The 21,666-nt window shown below is 64.2% G+C and carries 22 protein-coding genes; 11 read left to right on the top strand and 11 right to left on the bottom strand.

Annotation, left to right across the window (positions count from 1 at the left end; genetic code table 11):
* Positions 1–96: 96 nt before the first annotated feature.
* The 5 genes from mmsB to O4H53_RS12990 form a co-directional block, all read right to left on the bottom strand.
* A complete protein-coding gene (mmsB, locus tag O4H53_RS13010) occupies positions 97–981 on the bottom strand; it encodes a 3-hydroxyisobutyrate dehydrogenase (protein ID WP_269364284.1) in 885 nt (294 codons plus the stop codon).
* A gap of 11 nt (positions 982–992) precedes the next feature.
* Positions 993–2,018, bottom strand: coding sequence for an enoyl-CoA hydratase/isomerase family protein (locus O4H53_RS13005; protein ID WP_269364283.1), 1,026 nt, complete (start codon positions 2,016–2,018; stop codon positions 993–995).
* Between the two features lie 9 nt (positions 2,019–2,027).
* On the bottom strand, positions 2,028–3,170 hold the full coding sequence (locus O4H53_RS13000; protein WP_269364282.1) for an acyl-CoA dehydrogenase family protein: 1,143 nt from the start codon (positions 3,168–3,170) through the stop codon (positions 2,028–2,030).
* 80 nt (positions 3,171–3,250) lie between these two features.
* A complete protein-coding gene (locus O4H53_RS12995; RefSeq protein WP_269364281.1) occupies positions 3,251–4,408 on the bottom strand; it encodes a tetratricopeptide repeat protein in 1,158 nt (385 codons plus the stop codon).
* 70 nt (positions 4,409–4,478) lie between these two features.
* Positions 4,479–5,978: a CoA-acylating methylmalonate-semialdehyde dehydrogenase gene (locus O4H53_RS12990; protein ID WP_269364278.1), complete on the bottom strand. Its 1,500-nt coding sequence runs from the start codon at positions 5,976–5,978 to the stop codon at positions 4,479–4,481.
* A 125-nt stretch (positions 5,979–6,103) separates the two neighbouring features.
* Between O4H53_RS12990 and O4H53_RS12985 the strand changes: the two genes are divergently transcribed.
* From O4H53_RS12985 to coaD, 3 genes are all read left to right on the top strand, one after another.
* Positions 6,104–6,997 carry a LysR family transcriptional regulator gene (locus tag O4H53_RS12985; protein ID WP_269364277.1) on the top strand — a complete coding sequence of 298 codons (894 nt, stop codon included), beginning with the start codon at positions 6,104–6,106 and terminating at the stop codon, positions 6,995–6,997.
* 60 nt (positions 6,998–7,057) lie between these two features.
* Positions 7,058–7,492 carry a CBS domain-containing protein gene (locus O4H53_RS12980; protein WP_269364276.1) on the top strand — a complete coding sequence of 145 codons (435 nt, stop codon included), beginning with the start codon at positions 7,058–7,060 and terminating at the stop codon, positions 7,490–7,492.
* Between the two features lie 64 nt (positions 7,493–7,556).
* The gene (gene coaD, locus O4H53_RS12975) at positions 7,557–8,048 is read left to right on the top strand and encodes a pantetheine-phosphate adenylyltransferase (protein ID WP_269364273.1); all 492 of its coding nucleotides are present in this window, start codon (positions 7,557–7,559) and stop codon (positions 8,046–8,048) included.
* A gap of 2 nt (positions 8,049–8,050) precedes the next feature.
* Here coaD and gap (O4H53_RS12970) read toward each other — a convergent pair whose 3' ends face one another.
* From gap (O4H53_RS12970) to gap (O4H53_RS12960), 3 genes are all read right to left on the bottom strand, one after another.
* The gene (gene gap / locus O4H53_RS12970; RefSeq protein WP_269364271.1) at positions 8,051–9,055 is read right to left on the bottom strand and encodes a type I glyceraldehyde-3-phosphate dehydrogenase; all 1,005 of its coding nucleotides are present in this window, start codon (positions 9,053–9,055) and stop codon (positions 8,051–8,053) included.
* A gap of 163 nt (positions 9,056–9,218) precedes the next feature.
* Positions 9,219–9,362, bottom strand: coding sequence for a hypothetical protein (locus tag O4H53_RS12965; protein ID WP_269364270.1), 144 nt, complete (start codon positions 9,360–9,362; stop codon positions 9,219–9,221).
* A gap of 67 nt (positions 9,363–9,429) precedes the next feature.
* Entirely contained in the window at positions 9,430–10,431 is a 1,002-nt protein-coding gene (gene gap / locus O4H53_RS12960) for a type I glyceraldehyde-3-phosphate dehydrogenase (protein ID WP_269364267.1), read from the bottom strand.
* 188 nt (positions 10,432–10,619) lie between these two features.
* Here gap (O4H53_RS12960) and O4H53_RS12955 point away from each other — a divergent pair, with 188 nt between their 5' ends.
* Positions 10,620–11,597 carry a DUF808 domain-containing protein gene (locus tag O4H53_RS12955; protein ID WP_269364265.1) on the top strand — a complete coding sequence of 326 codons (978 nt, stop codon included), beginning with the start codon at positions 10,620–10,622 and terminating at the stop codon, positions 11,595–11,597.
* 556 nt (positions 11,598–12,153) lie between these two features.
* Here the strand turns inward: O4H53_RS12955 and tkt are convergent.
* Positions 12,154–14,169: a transketolase gene (gene tkt, locus O4H53_RS12950; RefSeq protein ID WP_269364263.1), complete on the bottom strand. Its 2,016-nt coding sequence runs from the start codon at positions 14,167–14,169 to the stop codon at positions 12,154–12,156.
* Between the two features lie 249 nt (positions 14,170–14,418).
* Between tkt and O4H53_RS12945 the strand changes: the two genes are divergently transcribed.
* From O4H53_RS12945 to O4H53_RS12935, 3 genes are read left to right on the top strand one after another with little or no spacing between them, the layout of a single operon-like run.
* Positions 14,419–14,928 carry a hypothetical protein gene (locus O4H53_RS12945; protein WP_269364261.1) on the top strand — a complete coding sequence of 170 codons (510 nt, stop codon included), beginning with the start codon at positions 14,419–14,421 and terminating at the stop codon, positions 14,926–14,928.
* On the top strand, positions 14,928–15,317 hold the full coding sequence (locus tag O4H53_RS12940; RefSeq protein ID WP_269364259.1) for a cell division protein ZapA: 390 nt from the start codon (positions 14,928–14,930) through the stop codon (positions 15,315–15,317). The genes O4H53_RS12945 and O4H53_RS12940 overlap by 1 nt, the downstream gene beginning before the upstream one ends.
* A complete protein-coding gene (locus tag O4H53_RS12935; protein WP_269364257.1) occupies positions 15,314–15,652 on the top strand; it encodes an MliC family protein in 339 nt (112 codons plus the stop codon). Before O4H53_RS12940 ends, O4H53_RS12935 begins: the two co-directional genes overlap by 4 nt.
* Before the next feature lie 71 nt (positions 15,653–15,723).
* On the opposite strand, the gene grxD is transcribed toward O4H53_RS12935, so the two are convergent.
* Together grxD and O4H53_RS12925 are read right to left on the bottom strand one after the other, a co-directional pair.
* Positions 15,724–16,086 carry a Grx4 family monothiol glutaredoxin gene (grxD, locus tag O4H53_RS12930; protein WP_269364256.1) on the bottom strand — a complete coding sequence of 121 codons (363 nt, stop codon included), beginning with the start codon at positions 16,084–16,086 and terminating at the stop codon, positions 15,724–15,726.
* Between the two features lie 24 nt (positions 16,087–16,110).
* Positions 16,111–16,347, bottom strand: a complete 237-nt coding sequence (locus O4H53_RS12925) for a BolA/IbaG family iron-sulfur metabolism protein (RefSeq protein WP_269364254.1) — start codon at positions 16,345–16,347, stop codon at positions 16,111–16,113.
* A 221-nt stretch (positions 16,348–16,568) separates the two neighbouring features.
* Between O4H53_RS12925 and O4H53_RS12920 the strand changes: the two genes are divergently transcribed.
* The 4 genes from O4H53_RS12920 to O4H53_RS12905 all read left to right on the top strand — a co-directional run bounded on the left by O4H53_RS12920 (position 16,569) and on the right by O4H53_RS12905 (position 21,582).
* Positions 16,569–17,534, top strand: a complete 966-nt coding sequence (locus tag O4H53_RS12920) for an XdhC family protein (RefSeq protein WP_269364252.1) — start codon at positions 16,569–16,571, stop codon at positions 17,532–17,534.
* A complete protein-coding gene (locus tag O4H53_RS12915; RefSeq protein WP_269364250.1) occupies positions 17,531–18,523 on the top strand; it encodes a molybdopterin-binding protein in 993 nt (330 codons plus the stop codon). The genes O4H53_RS12920 and O4H53_RS12915 overlap by 4 nt, the downstream gene beginning before the upstream one ends.
* A 126-nt stretch (positions 18,524–18,649) precedes the next feature.
* The gene (locus O4H53_RS12910; protein ID WP_269364248.1) at positions 18,650–19,135 is read left to right on the top strand and encodes a (2Fe-2S)-binding protein; all 486 of its coding nucleotides are present in this window, start codon (positions 18,650–18,652) and stop codon (positions 19,133–19,135) included.
* Between the two features lie 83 nt (positions 19,136–19,218).
* On the top strand, positions 19,219–21,582 hold the full coding sequence (locus O4H53_RS12905) for a xanthine dehydrogenase family protein molybdopterin-binding subunit (protein WP_269364246.1): 2,364 nt from the start codon (positions 19,219–19,221) through the stop codon (positions 21,580–21,582).
* The last annotated feature ends 84 nt before the right edge of the window (positions 21,583–21,666 follow it).

Raw genomic sequence — 21,666 nt, 5'->3', positions numbered from 1 at the left:
AAACGTCACCTTTACGCATTCAACCGATGGGAAGGCAGATAGGTTCCCGGGCGGGATTGCCCGTCGGCGTGGCTCCGCCGACGGGGCTGGCGGGCATCAGCCGTTGCGGCCACGGGCCGCGAGACGGGGCAGCATGGCGGAAAAATCGCGGCCCTTGCCGTCTTCTTCCTCGACAAAGGTCTTGTAGATTTCCAGCGCCCGCGCCCCCATCGGGGTGTCGGCATCCACCAGCTCAGCAGCCTGTTGCGACAGGCCAAGGTCCTTGAGCATCAGTTCCGCGGCAAAACCGGGTTTGTAACCGTTGTCGGCGGGCGATTTCGGCCCGACCCCCGGCGCCGGGCAATAGGCGTTCATCGACCAGGAATAGCCCGAAGAGGTGCTGACCACGTCGAACATGCGCTGGCGGTCAAGGCCAAGCTTGTCGGCCAGGGCAAAGGCCTCGCAGGTGGCGATCATCGTGGCGCCCAGGATCATGTTGTTGCAGATCTTGGCGGCCTGGCCCGCGCCCGCAGCGCCGCAATGGACCGCCTTCTGGCCCATGATCTCGAACAGCGGTTGCGCTGCGGCAAAGGCCGCTTCGGACCCGCCCGCCATGAAGGTCAGCGTGCCGCCTTCGGCCGCGCCAACGCCTCCGGACACAGGCGCGTCCACCGCAAGAAGCCCTGCATTTTCAGCGGCTTCCGAGGTGTTCCTCGCGCTTTCCACATCCACGGTCGAACAGTCGATGAAGACCGCGCCCGCGCGAATATGGCCAATCGCCTCTGCCGCGACCTGGCGCAGGATCGACCCGTTTGGCAGCATGGTGATCACCACATCCGCGCCGGTGACGGCATCGGCGATGCTGTCGGCGACGGTTACGCCGCTGGCGGTTGTCCCGGCCACGTCATACCCCGCGACCGCATGGCCTGCCTTGGCAAGGTTCGCCGCCATCGGCCCCCCCATGTTGCCAAGTCCGATGAATCCGATTTTGAGCGCGGCCATAGAATGTCCTTTCAGAGTTTCACCGCATCCGCACCCAGCGGTTGCAGCATGTGAGAGATTGCCGCCGGGGGCACTTGGCCCCCGGCATGTTGCCAGCGCGGATTGCGGTCCTTGTCGATGATCGCGGCGCGGATGCCTTCCAGGAAATCGCCGTCTTCCATCGCGCGATAGGTAAAGCGGTATTCCAGATCCAGCGCATTTGCCATTGTAGGGCCAGTGTCGCGCAAGCGGTGAATGATCTCAATCGTGCAGGCCGCCGAGAGCGGCGAGACACGGGAGAGTTTCTTCAATGTGTCCTTTGCAAAACCGGTATCCGCAGTTTGCAAACTGTCCAGAACCGCCTCCAGATCCGCGCCAGAAAAATGCCTGTCAATCTCGGCAAGCTGGTCGCGCAGGCTGCCGGGGGGCGGTGTTCCCCCTTTGATTTCAGCGGGATCGCCGGTGTTTTCCAGTTTTGCAATAACCTCTGGCCAGGACGCTTCCGGCAGAAAGACATCTGCAAACCCTGCAAATATCGCATCATCCGGCCCCAGGCGTGTTGCGGTGGTGCCCAGGTATTCGCCCAGCCTGCCGGGCGCGCGGGCAAGGATCAATGTGCCGCCCACGTCGGGCACCAGACCGATGCCGCATTCGGGCATGGCGATCTGGCTGCTTTCCCCGACAACCCGGTGCGACCCGTGGCAGCCGATGCCGACCCCGCCGCCCATGGTGAACCCCTGCAGGAACGAGACGACGGGCTTGTCATAGCCGAAGATCTTGTTGTTCAGCCGGTATTCATCGGCCCAGAACCGGCGGCCGTAGGCGTAGTCACCCCTGGTTCCGGTCTCGTATAATTCGGCAATATCCCCGCCGGAACAGAAGGCGCGTTCGCCTTCGGCGTCGATCACCACCAGTGCCACGGCGTCATTCCCCGCCCAGTCATCCAGCGCCGCCTCGATCGCCAGACACATGTCATAGGTCATCGCGTTCAGCGCCTGGGGCCGGGTCAGGGTGATGCGCCCGGCGCGGCCCGTGATGCGGATGTCGATATCGCTCATGGCAGGGCCTCAGCGGTTCTTCAGCATGTCGCGGGCGACGATCACGCGCATGATTTCATTGGTGCCTTCAAGGATCTGATGTACCCGCAGATCGCGCACCAGCTTTTCGATGCCGTAGTCCGCAAGATAGCCGTAGCCGCCGTGCAGCTGCAGGCATTGATCCACCACCTTGCTGCCCGTCTCTGTCACGAATTTCTTGGCCATGGCGCAGAACTTGGTCGCATCGGGCGCCTTGTTGTCCAGCTTCCACGCCGCCTGCCGCAGGAAGATGCGCGCGGCCTGAAGCTCGATCTCCATATCCGCAAGGCGGAACTGCAAGCCCTGGAACTGGTCGATGGCCTGACCAAAGGCCTTGCGCTCGCCCATATAGGCGAGGGTCTTGTTCAGCGCCGTCTGCGCCGCGCCCAGCGAACAGGCGGCGATGTTCAACCGGCCGCCGTCCAGACCCACCATGGCATATTTGAAGCCCTTGCCCTCTTCCCCGACAAGGTTGGCAGAGGAAACATCACAATTGTCGAACTGGACCTGTGCCGTGGGTTGGCTGCGCCAGCCCATCTTGTCCTCCAGCCCGCCAAAGCTGAGGCCCTTTGTCCCATCCTCGACCAGCAGGGTGGAGACGCCCGCCGCCCCGTCGTCAGAGGTGCGTGCCATCACCACATAGGCATCGGAATAGCCGCCGCCGGAGATGAAGGCCTTGCTCCCGTTCAGCCGGTAGCCTTCGTTGGTGCGTTCCGCGCGGGTCTTGAGCGCTGCGGCGTCAGAGCCTGAGCCGGGTTCGGTCAGGCAATAGCTGAGCACGGTGTTCATGGCGACCACATCGGGCAGCACCCGGCCTTTCAGCGCATCGCTGCCGAATGTGTCGATCATCTTGGCGCACATGTTGTGGATCGACAGGAAGGCCGCGACAGAGGGGCAGGCCATCGAAAGCGCCTCGAACACCAGTGTCGCGTCCAGACGGCTGAGCCCCGAACCGCCAACCTCTTCCGAGACATAAAGACCGCCAAAGCCCAGTTCACCGACGCGCGGCCACAGGTCCCGGGGAATGGTGCCGTCCTTTTCCCAGGCATGGGCATGGGGCGCGATCTGATCCTGGCCGAAATCACGCGCCATATCGAAGATGGCTGTTTGTTCCTCTGTCAGTGCAAAGTCCATCGTGCTCCCTCCCCAAATCACGTTATTGAACGCTTGTTAATATCCATTCCTTGCAGAAATATTGCGAGCGATTTCCGGTGTCAGTCACCGGATATTTCGGCCAGCGCATTCCCCGCAGAGGGGTCTCCCAGTCGGGCGGCGGTTTCGAACCAGTGGCGGGCCTGAAACAGGTCGTGTGGCAGGCCGTCCGCATCGCGGTACATCTCGCCCAGGCGCCGCGCGGCCCCTGCATGGCCTTCATTGGCCGCATCCCAGAACCATTGCGCTGCCGTGCGCCGGTTCTGCGCGGTGCCATCGCCGTCATAAGTGGCCCTGCCCAGCAGGTACTGGCAGGCCCGCCCGCCCAGCTGCGCCTGTTGCAGGGCGGTCTGATAGGCCGCTGCCCGGTCCATGGGCAGGCCGACCCCGTCCCAGAGGGCCTGCGCGTAGTTGCAGGTGCCGGCCTGGTGTTTGGCGGTCGTGGCCTGCCGGAACAGGGTCGCGGCCCGGGTCAGATCCGCATCCACCCCCAGGCCATCGCGATAGGCCTCGCCAAGGCGGTTCTGCGCCGCTGCATCGCCCTGGGCCGCCGCAAGGGCAAACCACTGCGCTGCGGCGGCGGGATCGGGGTCTTGCAGCAGCCCGTCGGACAGAAAGATGCCCACCAGCCGCTGTCCGGGGCCATCGCCCAGGTCAGCCGCCTGTTGTGCAAGCTCCCGGGCGCGGGGCAGGTCGGCAGGCACGGCAGTGCCTTCGTAATAGAGCAGGGCGAGGGTGCGCATGGAAGAGGCAAGGCCCGACCCCGCAGCGCGTTCCAGCAGGGCGATGGCGCGGGGCACATCCACGTCGGTCTGCGCCCCGGTCAGCAGGTGGATTGCCAGGTTGTTCATCGCCAGCGTATCCCCCGCCTCGGCGGCGCGGGCCAGTTTGTCGATCTCGGTCTCTTCCATGATCAGACGCCCATCCGCGCTGATCCGCAGCAGTCCCGCGCTTGCGTCGATGTCGATGCGCGCCTCGCTGCTGGTGGGGTAAGATGTGCCGTCCACGATCACCTGCGCGCCTGTCAGCTGGATTTGGCGGCCATCCAGCACCACCTCGACCCCGCCCGCGATGGGATTGAGCATCTGTTCCTGCCCGCCGGAGACGGAGAAGGTGACGCCATTCATGGTCATGCTCGGGCTGTTCTGCGCGGCGGGCGGGCCCGCCAGAAGGGCCACACAGGGCAGGCTCAGCAGCAGAATCCTCGCGAAAAGGCGCATCCGTTCCTCCGTTCGGGTGGCAAAGGGGCCGTCTTGCGGCCCGCTTTGGTCTTGCAGGTGGTGTGGATGTTTACTCCATCACAGGGATGGAGAATTCACCACCCTCCTTGATGCCCGAAGGCCAGCGCGCGGTCACGGTCTTGGTGCGTGTGTAGAACTTGAACGCATCCGGCCCGTGCTGGTTCAAATCGCCAAAGACGGATTTCTTCCAGCCACCGAAGGTGTGATAGGCCAGCGGCACCGGGATCGGCACGTTGACGCCCACCATGCCGATGTTGATCCGGTTGGCAAAATCACGCGCCGCGTCGCCGTCGCGGGTAAAGATCGCGGTGCCGTTGCCGTATTCATGGTCCATCGCCAGACCCAGCGCTTCCTCATAGGTCTGGGCGCGCACGCAGGTCAGCACAGGGCCGAAAATCTCGTGCTTGTAGATGTCCATGTCCTTGGTCGCGCGGTCAAAGAGGTGCGGGCCGACGAAATAGCCGTCCTCATAGCCCTGCAATTTGAAGTCGCGCCCGTCGACAACCAGTTCCGCGCCCTGGTCGATGCCGGTCTGCACCAGACGTTCGATGTTGGCCTTGGCGGCGGCGGTCACGACCGGGCCGTAATCCACGTCCTTGCCGGCGGTATAGGGACCGACTTTCAGCTTTTCGATGCGCGGCACCAGTTTCTCGATCAGGCGGTCGGCGGTTTCGTCACCCACCGGCACAGCCACGGAAATCGCCATGCAGCGTTCGCCCGCAGCGCCATAGCCCGCGCCCACCAGCGCATCGGCGGCCTGATCCATATCCGCGTCGGGCATGATGATCATGTGGTTCTTGGCGCCGCCAAAGCATTGCACCCGTTTGCCGTTGGCGCAGCCGGTGGCATAGATATATTCCGCGATGGGGGTGGAGCCGACAAAGCCGACCGACTGGATCACCTCGTCGTGCAGGATCGCGTCCACCGCTTCCTTGTCGCCGTTGACAACCTGCAGGATGCCCTTGGGCAGGCCCGCTTCTTCCATCAGTTCGGCCAGCATCAGCGGCACGGAAGGGTCACGTTCGGAGGGTTTGAGGATGAAGGCATTGCCGCAGGCGATGGCCGGCGCGAACATCCACATCGGGATCATGGCGGGGAAGTTGAAGGGGGTGATGCCCGCCGTCACGCCAAGCGCCTGGCGCATGGAATACATGTCGATGCCGGGGCCTGCGCTGTCGGTGAATTCACCCTTCAGCAGTTCCGGCGCGCCGATGCAGTATTCCACCACTTCCAGGCCACGCTGCACGTCGCCGGCGGCATCGGGCAGGGTCTTGCCATGCTCGCGGCTCAGCGCCTCGGCCAGCTTGTCCATGTCGCGGTTCAGCAGGGCCACGAATTTCATCAGCACCCGCGCCCGGCGCTGCGGGTTTGTTGCCGCCCATGCGGGCTGGGCGGCCTGTGCATAGGCCACGGCCTGGGCCATTTCGGCACCATTGGCCAGCGGCACGCGCGCCTGAACTTCGCCGGTGGCGGGGTTCATCACATCGGCGAAACGGCCGGAGGTGCCTTTGACATGGGTACCGTTCAGATAATGGGTCAGTTCTTGCATAGCGGATCTCCCTTGGGTTGGCGGCAGATTAGTCTTGCAAAAAGGCATGTTAAAGGGGCAAGTTTTCAAAATGGTTTTGCATTTTTGCAAGACGATCTGCAGGAGAAGGCGAAAGGGCCGCGCGCATGGAAAATTGGGACGACATCCGCCTGTTCCTGGCCGTCGCGCGGGAGCGCAGCCTGTCGGGCGCGGGCAAGGTGCTGCGGCTGGACCCGGCGACGCTGGGCCGCCGGGTGGCACGGCTGGAAAAGACGCTGGAGGTTGGCCTGTTCGTGAAATCGCCGCAGGGCTATGCGCTGACGGAAGCGGGCGCGCAGCTGCTGGAGCGGGCAGAGGCGGTGGAACAGGCGATGCGGCTGGCCTCTGCCGGGGTGGCGGTGCCCAGCGACCGGATGACCGGACAGATTCGCATCGGTGCGCCGGACGGGGCGGCGAATTTCCTGTTGCCGCAGGTCTGCGCCGCGCTGGGGCGCGACCATCCCGAGCTGGACATCCAGATCGTCGCCCTGCCGCGCGTCTTCAACCTGTCGCGGCGCGAGGCGGATATGGCCATCGGTGTCTCCGCACCCACGGCGGGACGGCTGATCGTGCAGAAGGTCAGCGATTATCACCTGCATCTGGCGGCCTCGGACGGCTACCTTGGTGCGCAGGGCGTGCCGGCCTCGGTGGCCGATCTGAAACATCACCGCATCGTGGGCTATATCCCCGACATGATCTTTGACCGCGAGTTGGATTATCTTGCGGATCTGGGCCTGACGCGGGTGGCGCTGGCCTCGAATTCCGTCTCGGTTCAGTTGCAGATGGTGGCGCGGGGCGGTGGCATCGGCGTGGTCCATGATTTCGTGCTGCCCTTCGCGCCCGAAGTGCAGCGCATCCTGACCGCCGAGGTCAGCCTGAAACGGTCATTCTACCTGATCCGCCATGCCGACGATCAGTCCAACCGCCGGTTGAGCCGCTTTGCCGACCTCTTTGGTGCCGCGATCCGCTCGGAACTGGCGTTGCTGGAGGCAAAAGCTTGACAGCTAAACGCTTTCTGGTGACGCTGGACTTACGGGGTGCGTCAAAACAGGAGGAACGCCATGCTGGTGTCGCAAATTCTCAAATCGAAATCCGATGATGCGGTGGTGACCTCTGCGCCCACCCTTCTGATTTCAGAGGCGGCGCGGATGTTGTCGGAGAAGCGGATCGGCACATTGGTGATCTCCAAGGACGGCAAGACCCCGATCGGCATCCTGTCAGAGCGTGATATCGTGCGCGAACTGGGCAAACAGGGCGCGGGCTGCCTGAGCATGACCGTGGACAAGCTGATGACAACCAAGCTGGTGACCTGCAGCCGCGACGACCGCGCCGATGCGATCCTGCAGCAGATGACAGACGGCAGGTTCCGTCACATGCCAGTGCTGGAAAACGGCGCATTGGTGGGGCTGATTTCGCTGGGCGACGTGGTCAAGGCGCGCCTGTCCGAACTCTCGATGGAGAAAGATGCCCTGCAGGGCATGATTATGGGCCACTAGCGCTTGCGCCTCAGGCGCGCGCATGTTTGCTTGCGCGCGAAAACGACCAGATCCAGGAAGTCCCATGCGCATTGGCCTTTACCCCGGCACCTTCGACCCCATCACATTGGGCCATATCGATATCATCCGCCGGGCGACGCGGCTGGTGGACAAGCTGGTGATCGGCGTGGCCATCAACCGCGACAAGGGGCCGCTGTTCGACCTGGACGAAAGGGTCGGGATGATCCAGGACGAATGCGCCGAACTGGGTCGGCAGACTGGGGTCGAGATTGCGGTGCATCCGTTTGAGAACCTGCTGATCAACTGCGCGCGGGACGTGGGCGCGCAGATCATCATCCGGGGCCTGCGGGCGGTGGCGGATTTTGAATATGAATACCAGATGGTCGGCATGAACCGGCAGCTTGATGACACCATCGAGACGGTGTTCCTGATGGCCGAGGCGCAGCATCAGGCGATTGCCAGCAAGCTGGTCAAGGAAATCGCCCGTCTGGACGGGGATGTCAGCAAGTTCGTGACCCCCAGCGTCAATGCCAAGCTGCTGGAACGCTTCGGCTGAGCTTACATGCGGCTGGCGATCACGCCGGCCGTGTCCAGCATCCGGTTGGAAAACGCCCATTCATTGTCATACCAGGCCAGCACCCGCAGCAGGGTGCCGTCCTGAATCCGCGTCTGGTCGGTGGCAAAGACGGCGGAATGGGGGTTGCCCCTGAAATCGGTCGAGACCAGCTTGCGGTCGGTCACCCCCAGCACACCCCTGAGCGGACCTTCGGCCGCCGCTGCGCGAAAGGCATCGTTGACCGCCTCTGCAGTGGTGGACTTGTCCAGCGTCACCACCAGATCGCAGCAGGATACATCCGGTGTCGGCACCCGGATGGCATGGCTGGTGATCCGCCCCGCCAGATGCGGCAGCACATGGTCGAGCGTGCGCGAGGCGCTGGTCGAGGTCGGCACCATCGACAGCGCACCGGCGCGCGCGCGATAGAGGTCCTCATGGGCGGCATCGGTCAGGTTCTGCGAATTGGTATAGCAATGCACCGTGGTCATCATACCGTGCCGGATGCCAAAGGCCTGATCGAGGATATGCACCATCGGCACCAGGCAATTGGTGGTGCAGGAGCCGTTCGACACCACCCTGTCCCCGGCGGTCAGGCTGTCATGGTTGATGCCGTATACCACGGTCTTTGCCTCGCCCTTGGCAGGCCCCGAGATCAGCACGCGGCCCGCGCCGTTGCGCAGATGCGCCTCGGCCCGGACCGGATCGGTCATATGGCCGGTGCATTCCAGGGCGATGTCCACATCCTGCCAGTTCAGCCTTTCGGGCCGGGGCTCTGCCGTGACACGGATCGGGCCGCGGCCCAGGTCCATGGTGCCTTCACCCAGGGTCACGGTGCCGGGATAGATGCCATGCACGGAATCGAACTCGAACAGATGCGCGGCTGTCTCCAGCGGGGCCAGATCGTTGATCGCCACCACCTCGAACCGCCCCGGCGCCTGGCGCATCAGGCTGCGCAACACGCTGCGCCCGATGCGGCCGAACCCATTGATCCCCAGCCTGATGGTCATCACGACACCTTTTTGATCAAATCCAGATGCCCCTAGATTGCGCCCTCAAGGGGCCAAGTCAACGGGGGCGGGGGCAGAAACAAGTACCGATACAATATCGTGGGAGCGGCGGGGCAGGCGGCACTTTGCAAAATGCAGGGGGGAGGTTTGCAAATACCCGGCGTCAGCGCCAGAAGGCGATCCATTCGATCAGGTCGAACAGTTTCTTGCCCAGATAGATCAGGTGTTCATTGCCGAAGATCATCGTGTCCGCGACAAAAGCCGCGATCAGGATCAGGCCGAGGAAGATAGCGATACGGTTGGTCACGGGGGCGCGCCTGCCTTTGTGCATCAGGTCAGACCGATATGACAGCCCCGCGCCGCCCGCGCAAGCGTCAGCCCAACTGGCCCATGGCCACGGCCACATCCGCCATCCGCACCGAAAACGCCCATTCGTTGTCGTACCAGCCCAGAACCCGCACGGTCCGGCCCGCGACCACGATGGTCTGATCCGGTGCGAAGATGCAGCTTTCCTCGGTGTGGTTGAAGTCGATGGAGACTTTCTGCTCGGGGTCATAGCCCAGAACCCGCTTCATCGACCCTTCCGCGGCGGTCTTGGCGGCCAGGTTGATCTCTTCGACCGTGACATCGCGGCAGGCCTGAAAGGTCAGATCCACGGCGGAGACATTTGGCGTCGGCACCCGCATCGCGGTGCCGTCCAGCTTGCCCTTGAGGGCCGGCAGCACCTCGCCCAGGGCCTTGGCCGCACCGGTGGAGGTGGGGATCAGCGCCATGGCAGCGGCCCGCGCGCGGTACAGATCCTTGTGGCGGCGGTCCAGCGTCGGCTGGTCGCCGGTATAGCTGTGGATGGTGGTCATCAGCCCGCTTTCGATGCCCACCGCGTCATGCATGACCTTGGCCATCGGTGCCAGGCAGTTGGTGGTGCAGGACCCGTTGGAGATCATCCGGTCGGACTTTACCAGCGTGTCATGGTTGACGCCGTAGACAATGGTCTTGTCCACGTTCTTGCCCGGAGCCGAGAGCAGGACCCGTTTCGCACCCTGTTCCAGGTGCACATTGGCCTTGTTGCCATCGTTGAATTTGCCGGTGCATTCCAGCACCACGTCGCAGCCGTGCCAGTCCAGCTCTTCGAGGTTGTAGGTCGACATCACCTCGATATCGTTCTGGCCCAGGTTCAGATAGCCGTCGTCGATGGTGATCTCACCGGGGAAACGGCCATGGACAGAGTCGTATTTCAGCAGATGCGCTGCGGTTTCCAGCGGGCCGGTTGCGTTGATCTTGACCACTTCGATGTCGTCGCGCCCTGTGGCGGCGATATGGCTCAGGGTGCAGCGGCCGATCCGGCCAAATCCGTTGATACCGACTTTGATGGTCATTTGGTCATCCTCTGGGTGCAGCTTTGGGCGCTCTATAGCGGTCCGTGCTGCGGATGCGAAAGGGGCAAACGCGCGTGATTTCAGATTGTTAGCGATAAACCTTGGTGTTAGCGGTAAAGGCATGGCAGCTTTGCATTTGCCGCGCGGGGCGCGCAGGCTAACTGTGCCAGAACAACAAGGGGCACAAGATGAGCGGATTGATTGCATTGCTGGATGATGTGGCGGCCATCGCCAAGGTGGCGGCGGCCTCTGTCGACGATGTGATCGGGCAGGCGGCCAAGGCGGGCAGCAAGGCGGCGGGGGCCGTGATCGACGACGCGGCGGTGACGCCGAAATACCTGCATGGGTTCGAGGCCGCGCGCGAATTGCCGGTGGTCTGGCGCATCACCAAGGGATCGCTGCGCAACAAGCTGGTGTTCCTGCTGCCGGCCGGTCTGGCCCTGTCGAATTTCGCGCCCTGGGCGATTTCGCCGCTGCTGATGCTGGGCGGGGCCTATCTGTGTTTCGAGGGGGCCGAAAAGGTCGCCCATGCGGTGGGACTGTCCACCGGGCACGGGGATTACCCGGGCAAGGAAAGCGTGGTGGAAGACCCCGCGCATCTGGAAGAGCAGAAGGCGCAAGGTGCCATCAAGACCGATTTCATCCTGTCGGCAGAGATCATGACCATTGCCCTTGCCGCGATCCCGCCCAGCAGCTTCTGGATGGAGGCTGCGACCCTGGCGGTGGTTGCCGTGATGATTACCGTAGCCGTCTATGGCGCGGTGGGTCTGATCGTGAAGATGGACGATCTGGGGCTGGCCATGGCCAAGCGGGGGCGGCTCTCGCTGACCCGCGCGCTGGGGCGGTTGCTGGTGAAGGGGATGCCGGGGTTCCTGCGGTTGCTGACCATTGTCGGCACCGCTGCGATGCTCTGGGTCGGCGGGTCGATCATCATTCACGGGCTGGAGGAACTGGGGTTCGGCACGCTGGGCCACTGGATCCACGACGCGGCTGTCGCGGTCGCGCATCAGGTGCCTGCGGGGATCGAGGCGGGTACGGAATGGGTGGCAAAGGCGGCGATGGACGGTGTGTTCGGGCTGTTGCTGGGCCTGCTGCTGATCCCGGTAGGTGAGAAATTGATCACACCGCTGTGGCGCGCACTGCCCTTCGGGAAAAAGCCTGCCTGACCGGGTGCAGGGGACCTCTGCGGCGCGCAGGTCCGCCGTATGATCCAAAAACGCCCCGCCCGGCGCAGGCCGGGCATCGCCCGACCTAGTATGGCGGAAACGAAATGCGCATCATTTCCCACTGCCCCCGGATCGCTTGCGATCCGGTTCGCACCCGACCCCGCCCCCGTCAAACCGCAGGTTTGCCTCCGGCAAAACGGCGGGTGCGAAACTCCGACCTCGCAAGATGCTGCGAAGTATGGAAAAATGGAAATGCCCCGCCAAATGGAGAGCCGCTCTCGGTGTCGGGTGCGAACCCGCCGTCGAGAGCTGCATTCAATGAACCGAACTTTGAGTCCGGGTGACTAGGCTGAAGCATCCAGCGACACGAATGTCCCGAGCGTGCAGGGAATTTCATGGATTGCGCTTAGCATCCGCGCCAGCCGGTTCCAACATCGCACCGGCCGGCACAGCAACTTCCCGGCTGCGCCGGGAAGGTTTGCTCACCCGGCCATATCCACCCTGTGCCCTGAAAGGCGGGCAGATATGGCCGGTTTGCTTTTCGATGGCCGCAGGCTCAGAGCAGCGCCTTGGCCTTGTTCGCCACGTTCTGGGCGGTGATGCCGAATTTCTCGAACAATTCCTCCGCCGGGGCGGAGGCGCCGAAACGGTCCATGCCGACGAAATCGGCCTTGCCGAACTTGCCGCGTTCGCCCAGCAGCCATTGGTCCCAGCCCTGGCGCACACCGGCCTCGATGCCGACACGGACGGCACCACCGGGCAGGATGCGCTTGCGATAGGCGTCGTCCTGGGCGGCAAACAGCTCCATGCAGGGCATGGAGACCACCCGCACGCCGATGCCTTCTGCCTGCAACAGCGCGCGCGCCTCAAGTGCCACGCTGACTTCGGAGCCGCTGGCGATCAGGATCACCTGACGCTTGCCCTCGGCCTCGGCCAGCACATAGGCGCCTTTTTCGACCATGTTGTTGTTCTTGTGGTCCTTGCGCACGGTCGGCAGCCCCTGACGGGTCAGCGACAGCACCGAAGGCGTTTTCCTGGAGGTCAGCGCGATTTCCCAGGCCTCTGCCGTCTCCACCGTATCGGCGGGGCGGAAGACATAGGTGTTGGGGGTTGCGCGGCTGATTGCCAGATGTTCGACCGGCTGGTGGGTCGGCCCGTCTTCACCCAGACCGATGGAATCATGGGTCATGACAAAGACGGTCGGGATCTGCATCAATGCTGCCAGACGCATGGAGGGGCGGGCGTAATCGGTGAAACACATGAAGGTGCCGCCATAGGGCCGCACGCCGCCGTGCAGCGCCATGCCGTTCATCGCCGCCGCCATGCCGTGTTCGCGGATGCCCCAATAGACATAGCGCCCGCCGCGGTTGTCCAGGTCAAAGACACCCAGATCGCCCGTCTTGGTGTTGTTGGATCCTGTCAGGTCGGCAGAGCCGCCCACGGTTTCCGGCATGATCGGATTGATCACTTCCAGCACTTTTTCCGAAGAGGCGCGGGTGGCCAGCTTGGGCGCGGCTTCCGACATCTGCTTCTTGAAGGCCTTGATGGTGGCGCTCAGCTTTTTCGGCGGGTCCAGGGCCAGGGCGCGGTTGAAGGTCTCGCGCTTGTTGCGCGACATCGCGTCAAAGCGTTCCTCCCAGGCGCGGCGTTCGTCCGCGCCGCGCTTGCCGATCGCCTCCCAGGCGGATTTCACATCCGAAGGAATTTCGAAGGGCCCGTAGGGCCAGCCATAGGCCGCCTTGGCATCGGCCAGCTGACCCGCATCGGTCAGCGCGCCATGGCCTTTCGAGGTGTCCTGCGCCGCATGGCCCAGGGCGATATGGGTCTTGCAGGCGATCATCGTCGGCTTGTCGGACTTGCGGGCCTCGGTCAGGGCCGCGTCGATCTCTTCGGGGTTATGGCCGTCAATCTCGATGCAATGCCATCCGGCGGCGGTAAACCGGCCGATCTGGTCGGTGCGGTCGGACAGGGAGACAGGCCCGTCGATGGTGATGTTGTTGTTGTCCCACAGCACGATCAGCTTGCTCAGGTTATGACGCCCCGCCAGCGTGATCGCCTCCTGGCTGACACCTTCCATCAGGCAGCCGTCACCTGCGATGACATAGGTGTGGTGATCGACGATCTTGCGGCCATAGGTGGCGCGCTGGATCTCTTCGGCCATGGCAAAGCCCACGGAATTGGCGATGCCCTGACCCAGGGGTCCGGTTGTCGTCTCGATCGCATCGGCAAGGAAATTCTCGGGGTGCCCGGCGGTGCGCGCGCCCATCTGGCGGAAATTCTTCAGCTCTTCGATGGGGAATTGCGCGTCGCCCACCAGGTGCAGCAGGGAATAGATCAGCATCGACCCGTGACCGGCGGAGAGGATGAACCGGTCCCGGTCAGGCCACAGCGGGTTGGCGGCGTCGAATTTCAGATGCTTTTCGAACAATACGGTGGCGACATCGGCCATGCCCATGGGCATCCCGGAGTGACCGGAGTTCGCGGCGGCGACCGCATCCAGGGCCAGGGCGCGGATGGCGGTGGCTTTGGACCAATGGTCCGGGTGTGCTTTGGCAAGGGCGTCAAGATCCAAGGGAAGCTTCCTTATAGCGCGTCAGGGTTGCGCCCGTGCATAGCAGTCAAGGGGCAAAGTTCAAGCGCAACAGGCACGGGCGCTGCTTTGCGGATCAACTTCGCCGGTCAAGTTGCTGATCTGAAAGGGGGGCGCATTTGTCCGATCCTTTGGTTAGGATAATAAAAATCCTTGTGCAGGGGCGATTCGCCCGGAATTCTGCCGGGGCAGTGACGGTCGGTGACAGACAGGACGTGAAGGAACCGGGGAATGAGTGACATAGATGAACTGCAACGCCGCATCACCGCGGCCATGGACCGGGTTGCCGCCGGCCTTGAAGGCCTGGGCAAGGACGCGGGCGCGCCGGACCCCGAAATGGTCCAGGCGCTGGAGGACGAGCGCACCGCAAACGCGCAGCTGACCGAGCGGGTGCGCACCCTGAAAGCCCGCGCTGAATCCGAAAACGCAACGCTGCGCACCCAGGTCGAGGAATCGCAGGCCCGGATCGCCCAGCTTGATATCGAGCTGCAGCGCGTCCGCCGCGCCAATGCGCAATTGACCGATGCCTGCGCCGCCTTGCAGGAGGCCAACGCCGAAGGGGTGGGGGATGCGCATCTGATCAACAAGGCGATGCTGGCCGAACTGGAAGGGCTGCGCGCCGCCCGCGCCGCCGATGTGGCCGAAGGCAGCGCCATCCTCGCCGCGCTTGGTCCGCTGCTGGACAGCGCAGGGGACACCGCCGCCACCGCCGATACCGACGAAGCCGAGGAGGACGCCTGATGCCAGAGGTACGAATCACAATTGGCGGGCGCCAGTTCGAGGTTGCCTGTCAGGAGGGTGAGGAAAGCTATCTGCATTCCGCCGCCAAGATGCTGGATGACGAGGCGCAGGTGCTCTCCGATCAGGTCGGGCGCATGCCCGAGGCGCGGATGCTGCTGATGGCGGGCCTGCTGCTGGCCGACAAGACCGCCAGCGTCGAAGACCGCATGGCCGAGGTAAAGGCCGAACTGGCGGAGCGCGAGGCGGAACTCGCCGGGCTGCGCAATGTCAAGATCGAGCCGGAGCGCGTCGAGGTGCCGGTGGTGCCGCAGTCGGTCAAGGACACGCTGGCGGAACTGGCCGCAAGGGCAGAGGCGCTGGCCGCCGAGGTCGAGGAAAAGTCGGCGTGATCCGCCCCGCGCTGTGCATCGCGGCGCCTTTGCTGCCCGCCTGCGCTTGGGCAGAGATGCAGGTGCAGGCGATGCGCTATACCTGCGAGCGGGGTGTCGAGGTGCCGGTGGTCTATGTCAACGACGAGACCGGTCCAGGCATCGCTGTCCTCCATGTCGAGGGCGGCATGTACAACCTCCAGTCAGAGCAAAGCGCGTCGGGCGCGCGCTATGGCTATCCGTCCGACGGGTCGCATTACGTCTGGTGGACCAAGGGCGAGACTGCCACGCTGCTCTGGCACGACGGCACCGACGGCTCGGAAGAAACCCTGCTGGCGGAATGCCTGGTGAAGTGACAGCGCCGGTGGGCCGGACCGCATCCGGTCCGGCTTGGCCCGGCAGGCGGCCTGTCGCCGCGCCGGGGCGCTTAGCCGTTCGCTTCGCGGATCTTGTCAGCGGCGTCCTTGTCATAGGCCACGCCGTTTTCCTCGAACAGCGTATCCAGCTCGCCTGACAATGTCATCTCGGTGATGATGTCGCAGCCGCCAACGAATTCTCCCTTGACGTAGAGTTGCGGGATGGTCGGCCAGTCGGAGAAATCCTTGATCCCCTGGCGGATCTCTTCGTCTGCCAGCACGTTCACGTCGGAATAGGTGACACCCATATAGTTCAGCACCCCCGCCACGCGGGAAGAGAACCCGCACTGCGGCATTTCCTTGGTGCCCTTCATGAAAAGCACCACATCGTTTGCAGTGATCGTATCCTTGATCCGCGTTGTCGCATCGCTCATCGTTTTATCCTCGATAAATCCTGTTCAGACTGGGGCGCGCGTGGTCAGCGCCAGGGCGTGCAATTCGCCATTGGTCCCGTCCATCTTGCCCTTGAGCGCAGCATAGACCGCGCGTTGCTGTTGCACCCGGTTCATCCCCTTGAAAGAGGCATCCTCCACCATCGCCGCCATATGCACGCCATCGTTCCCCTCGACCACGATTCGGGCGTCGGGAAAGGCCGCGCGGATCAATTCTTCGATCTCACTGGCTTGCATCGGCATGGCAGGTCTCCGGTTATCATGTCGTCGCGACAGATGTAGTTGCCACAGCGGGGCAGTGCAAGCCATCCGCTGCCGCCTGACCCATCTGTGACCAAGGTCGCGCTGGACCTTTGCACGGGCCGGGGGTGTTCTTATCTGATTGAGCGCGGGTGCCCCGCGCATTACATTCCGGGGCAAGAGTGCATCGGACCTCTGGTCCCGGGACGAGAAGGATGATCAGCATGGCAGCGCAGACAGCACCGGAACAGGCCCTGGCGTGGATCGACGCGGGCCAGCGCGTGGCCCTTGCCACGGTGATCGAGACCTGGGGTTCTGCCCCGCGCCGGGTGGGCGCGCAACTGGTCGTTTCGGGCGAGGGCCAGATGGAGGGCTCGGTTTCCGGCGGCTGTGTCGAGGGCGCGGTGGTGATCGAGGCGCTGGAGGCGCTGGAGCAGGGCGGCACCCGGCTGCTGGAATATGGCGTCAGCGATGGCGATGCCTTTGCCGTGGGTCTGGCCTGTGGCGGCACCATCCGCATTCTGGTGGAACCGGTGGGGGAGGCCGGCATGCCCGAGGCGATGCTGCGCGATCTGGTCGCGGCCCGTGCCGGACGGCGCCCCGTCGCCTATGAGGTGGCGCTGGACGGCAGCGCGCGCAGGCTGGTGCACGAGGGGCATGAGGACAGGTTCCGCATGGACCGCTCCGGCGTTGACGCAGATGGCAAGACCTTTATCGCCATTCACAATCCGCCGCTGCGGCTGATCGTGGTGGGCGGGGTGCATATTGCCCAGCATCTGGTCGGCATGGCGCGCAGCACGGGGTTTGATCCCGTTGTGGTGGACCCGCGCGAGGCCTTTGGCGCGAAGGCGCGGTTTCCGGATGCGCGGGTGATCAACGACTGGCCCGATGCCGCCTTGGAGGCGATCGGGCTGGATGCCCGCTGTGCGGTGGTGCTGCTGACCCATGATCCCAAGCTGGACGATCCGGCAATCACCTGCGCCCTGCGCTCAAAGGCCTTCTATATCGGCGCGCTCGGCAGCACGCGGACACATGGCGCGCGGGTGGCGCGGCTGGCGGAGGCGGGGTTTGCCGAGCATGAGATCGGGCGCATCCATGGTCCCATCGGGCTGAACATCGGGGCCGCAGGCCCGGCAGAGATTGCGGTGGCGATCCTGGCGGAGATGATCCAGACGCTGAGGCAATCGTGAAGTTTGGCCCGGTCCCGCTTTCTCAGGCCGAGGGGGCGGTGCTGGCCCATTCCGTGCCGACCCGGGGCGGGCGGCTGCGCAAGGGCCGCGTGCTGTCGGGCGCGGATCTGCAGGCGTTGGCGGAAACCGGCATTGCAGAGGTGATCGTGGCCCGGCTGGGGCCTGATGACCTGGGCGAGGATCTGGCGGCGGAACGGCTGGCCACTGCCGTGCTGGGACAGGGAAAGGGGCTGAAGCAGACCCGCCCTTTCACCGGCCGCGTCAACCTGCTGGCCGAGGGGCCGGGGGTGGCGGAACTGGATGTGGCCGCACTTGAGGCGGTGAATGCGGTGCATCCGATGATCACCATCGCCACCGTGCCGCCCTGGCAGCAGATGCGCGACGGCGGCATGGTGGCGACGATCAAGATCATCTCCTACGGGGTGCCGGAGGCGGACCTGGCACAGGCCTGCGCGGCGGTGGAGGCCGCAGGCGCGATCACCCTGCGCCAGCCGGTGCTGAAGACCGCCACATTGATCATCACCGAAATCCCCGGCGGTGTCGGCGACAAGGGCCGCAACGCCATCGCAGGCAGGCTGGAAGCGCTGGGAGTGACGCTGGAGACGGTGAAACTGGTGCCGCACCGGCGCGCCGAGCTGGCAGCGGCGCTGGCGGCCTGCACATCGGAGCTGCTGCTGGTCCTGACCGGCTCTGCCACCTCGGACGGCGAGGACGTGGCACCCGCCGCCCTGCGCGCGGCCGGTGGCAGGGTCACACGCTTTGGCATGCCGGTCGATCCGGGCAACCTGCTGTTCCTGGGGGCGCTGAACGGCCGCCCCGTGATCGGCCTGCCGGGATGCGCCCGCGCACCGGCGCTGAACGGTGCCGACTGGGTGCTGTCCCGGGTGATCTGCGGCGTACCGGTCAGCTCTGGCGATATCGCGGGCATGGGGGTGGGCGGATTGCTCAAGGAAATTCCGACCCGTCCACAGCCCCGCCGGGGCCGCTGAAGCGGCGCGGATGCGCAGCCTTGGTACTTTAGTCCAATATCCCGTGATATCCGTTTTTATCTATTCTCAATAGAGGCTCTGCGTGATTTACTCACGTTCAAACAAGGTCACAAATGGGAGGATTTCATGACACAGGTCAAAATGACCGTGAACGGCAAAACCGCGTCCGGCGACGTGGAGGGCCGCACGCTCTTGGCACAATTCCTGCGCGATGATCAGGGCCTGACCGGCACACATATCGGCTGTGACACCAGCCAGTGCGGCGCCTGCGTGGTCCATGTGAACGGGCAGGCCGTGAAAGCCTGCACCATGCTCGCCATCGAGGCGGACGGTGCCACCGTTGACACCATCGAAGGGCAGGCCAATGCGGATGGATCGCTCAATGTGATCCAGCAGGCGTTTCAGGACCACCACGGCCTCCAGTGCGGTTTCTGCACCCCCGGCATGGTGATGTCGGCGGCGGCCCTGCTCAAGGAGAACCCCAAGCCGACAGAGGCCGAAGTGCGACACTACCTTGACGGCAACATCTGCCGTTGCACGGGCTACCACAACATCGTCAAGGCGATCATGGCCGCATCCGGCCAGGACGTCAGCGCGATCGCAGCAGAATAAGCACATCAACGCGTGGGGTCGGACCCACCCTGCAAGAGGAGATGTAGGGTGGGGGCCACCCAAGACATTCGGGAGGAATGAAGATGCCTAAAGACGGCGGAATTGGTGCCAGCACGAAGCGGCGCGAGGACGTCCGGTTTCTGACAGGGAACGGACGATACACCGACGATATCAACCTGCGGGGACAGGCCTATGTCTTTTTCCTGCGCTCCGACGTGGCACATGGCAAGCTGACCAGCGTGGACACGTCGGCGGCCGAAGGCATGGACGGGGTCGTCAGGATCTTCACCGGCAAGGACTTTGAAGGCGTGGGCGGCATGCCCTGCGGCTGGCAGGTCACCGACAAACACGGCCAGCCGATGCAGGAACCGGGCCACCCGGTGCTGGCCCAGGGCAAGGTGCGCCATGTGGGCGAACCCATCGCCGCTGTCGTGGCCGAGACGCTGGCCCAGGCCCGCGATGCCGCCGAGGCGATTGTCCTGGAGATCGAGGAACTGCCCGCCGTCATCAACATGAAGGAGGCGGTCAAGGACGGCGCGCCCAAGGTGCATGAGGAGCTGCCCTCGAACCTCTGCTATGACTGGGGTTTCGTGGAGGAGAACAAGGAGGCGGTGAACAAGGCCTTTGAAGAGGCCGCGCATGTCACCACGCTGGAACTGGTCAACAACCGTCTGGTCGCCAACCCGATGGAACCGCGTGTGGCGGTGGGCGATTACAGCCGTTCGGACGGCGAACACACGCTCTACACCACCTCGCAGAACCCGCATGTGATCCGCCTGCTGATGGGTGCCTTCGTGCTGGGCATCCCCGAGCACAAGCTGCGCGTCGTGGCCCCCGATGTGGGCGGCGGTTTCGGCACCAAGATCTTTCACTATCAGGAAGAAGCCTTCTGTACCTTTGCCGCCAAGGCCTGCAACCGTCCGGTGAAATGGACCTCCAGCCGGTCGGAGGCCTTCATGTCGGATGCCCATGGCCGCGATCACGTGACCAAGATCGAACTGGCGCTGGACGGGGACAACAACTTCACCGCGATCCGCACCGATACCTATGCCAACATGGGGGCCTATCTGTCGACCTTCGCGCCCTCGGTGCCGACATGGCTGCATGGCACGCTGATGGCGGGCAACTACAAGACACCGCTGATCTATGTGAACGTGAAGGCGGTGTTCACCAACACGGTGCCGGTGGATGCCTATCGCGGTGCCGGACGGCCCGAGGCGACCTTCCAGCTTGAGCGGCTGGTGGACAAGGCGGCGCATGAGCTGGGCGTGGACCCGATCAAGCTGCGGCGTCAGAACTTCATCACCGAATTCCCCTATGCCACCCCGGTGGCGGTGGAATATGACACCGGCGATTATTTCGCCACGATGGACAAGCTGGAAGAGATGGCCGACATCGCGGGCTTTGCGGCGCGCCGCAAGGAAAGCGAGGCCAAGGGCAAGCTGCGCGGCTTTGGCGTGAACTGCTATATCGAGGCCTGCGGCATCGCGCCGTCGAACCTTGTGGGCCAGCTGGGCGCGCGGGCGGGGCTTTATGAAAGCGCCACGGTGCGGGTCAATGCCACCGGCGGGCTGGTTGTCATGACAGGTTCCCACAGCCACGGGCAGGGGCATGAGACCTCCTTTCCCCAGGTGATTGCGGAAATGATCGGCATCGACGCCTCGATGGTCGAGATTGTGCATGGCGACACCGCGCGCACGCCGATGGGCATGGGCACCTATGGCTCCCGCTCCATCGCGGTGGGCGGATCGGCCATGGTCCGCGCGACGGAAAAGATCATCGCCAAGGCCAAGAAGATCGCCGGCCATATCCTGGAGGCCTCCGAAGGCGATATCGAACTGAAGGATGGCATGTTCAGCGTGGCGGGCACCGACAAATCCCTGGCCTGGGGCGATGTGACGCTGGCAGCCTATGTGCCGCACAACTACCCGCTGGAGGATCTTGAGCCGGGGCTGGAGGAGACGGCATTCTACGATCCGTCGAACTTTACCTACCCCTCGGGCGCCTATGCCTGCGAGGTGGAGCTGGACCCGGAGACCGGCCAGGTCACCATCGAGCGGTTCTCGGCGGCGGATGATTTCGGCAATATCATCAACCCGATGATCGTTACCGGCCAGGTTCATGGCGGGCTGGCACAGGGGATCGGCCAGGCACTGTTGGAGAACTGCGCCTATGACAGCGACGGCCAGTTGCTGAGCGCATCCTACATGGATTACGCGATGCCGCGGGCCAGCGATCTGCCCTTCTATGACGTGGACCATTCCTGCCAGACACCCTGTACCCACAACCCGCTGGGCGTGAAAGGCTGCGGCGAGGCGGGGGCGATCGGCTCTCCTCCGGCGGTGGTCAACGCGGTGCTGGACGCAATGCGCTCCGGCGGCAAGGATGTGGCCCATATCGACATGCCGGTGACGCCATCGCGCGTCTGGGCCGCGATGCAGGGGTGATCTGAGACGGGGGGTGGGGGGGGGGGGGGGGGGGGGGGGGGGGGGGGGGGGGGGGGGGGGGGGGGGGGGGGGGGGGGGGGGGGG

This window comes from Sulfitobacter sp. G21635-S1 (assembly GCF_027213915.1).
Lineage (GTDB): Bacteria > Pseudomonadota > Alphaproteobacteria > Rhodobacterales > Rhodobacteraceae > Sulfitobacter.
The sequence above is the reverse complement of the archived record's forward strand: the minus strand, read 5'-3'. Positions and strand labels throughout refer to the sequence as shown.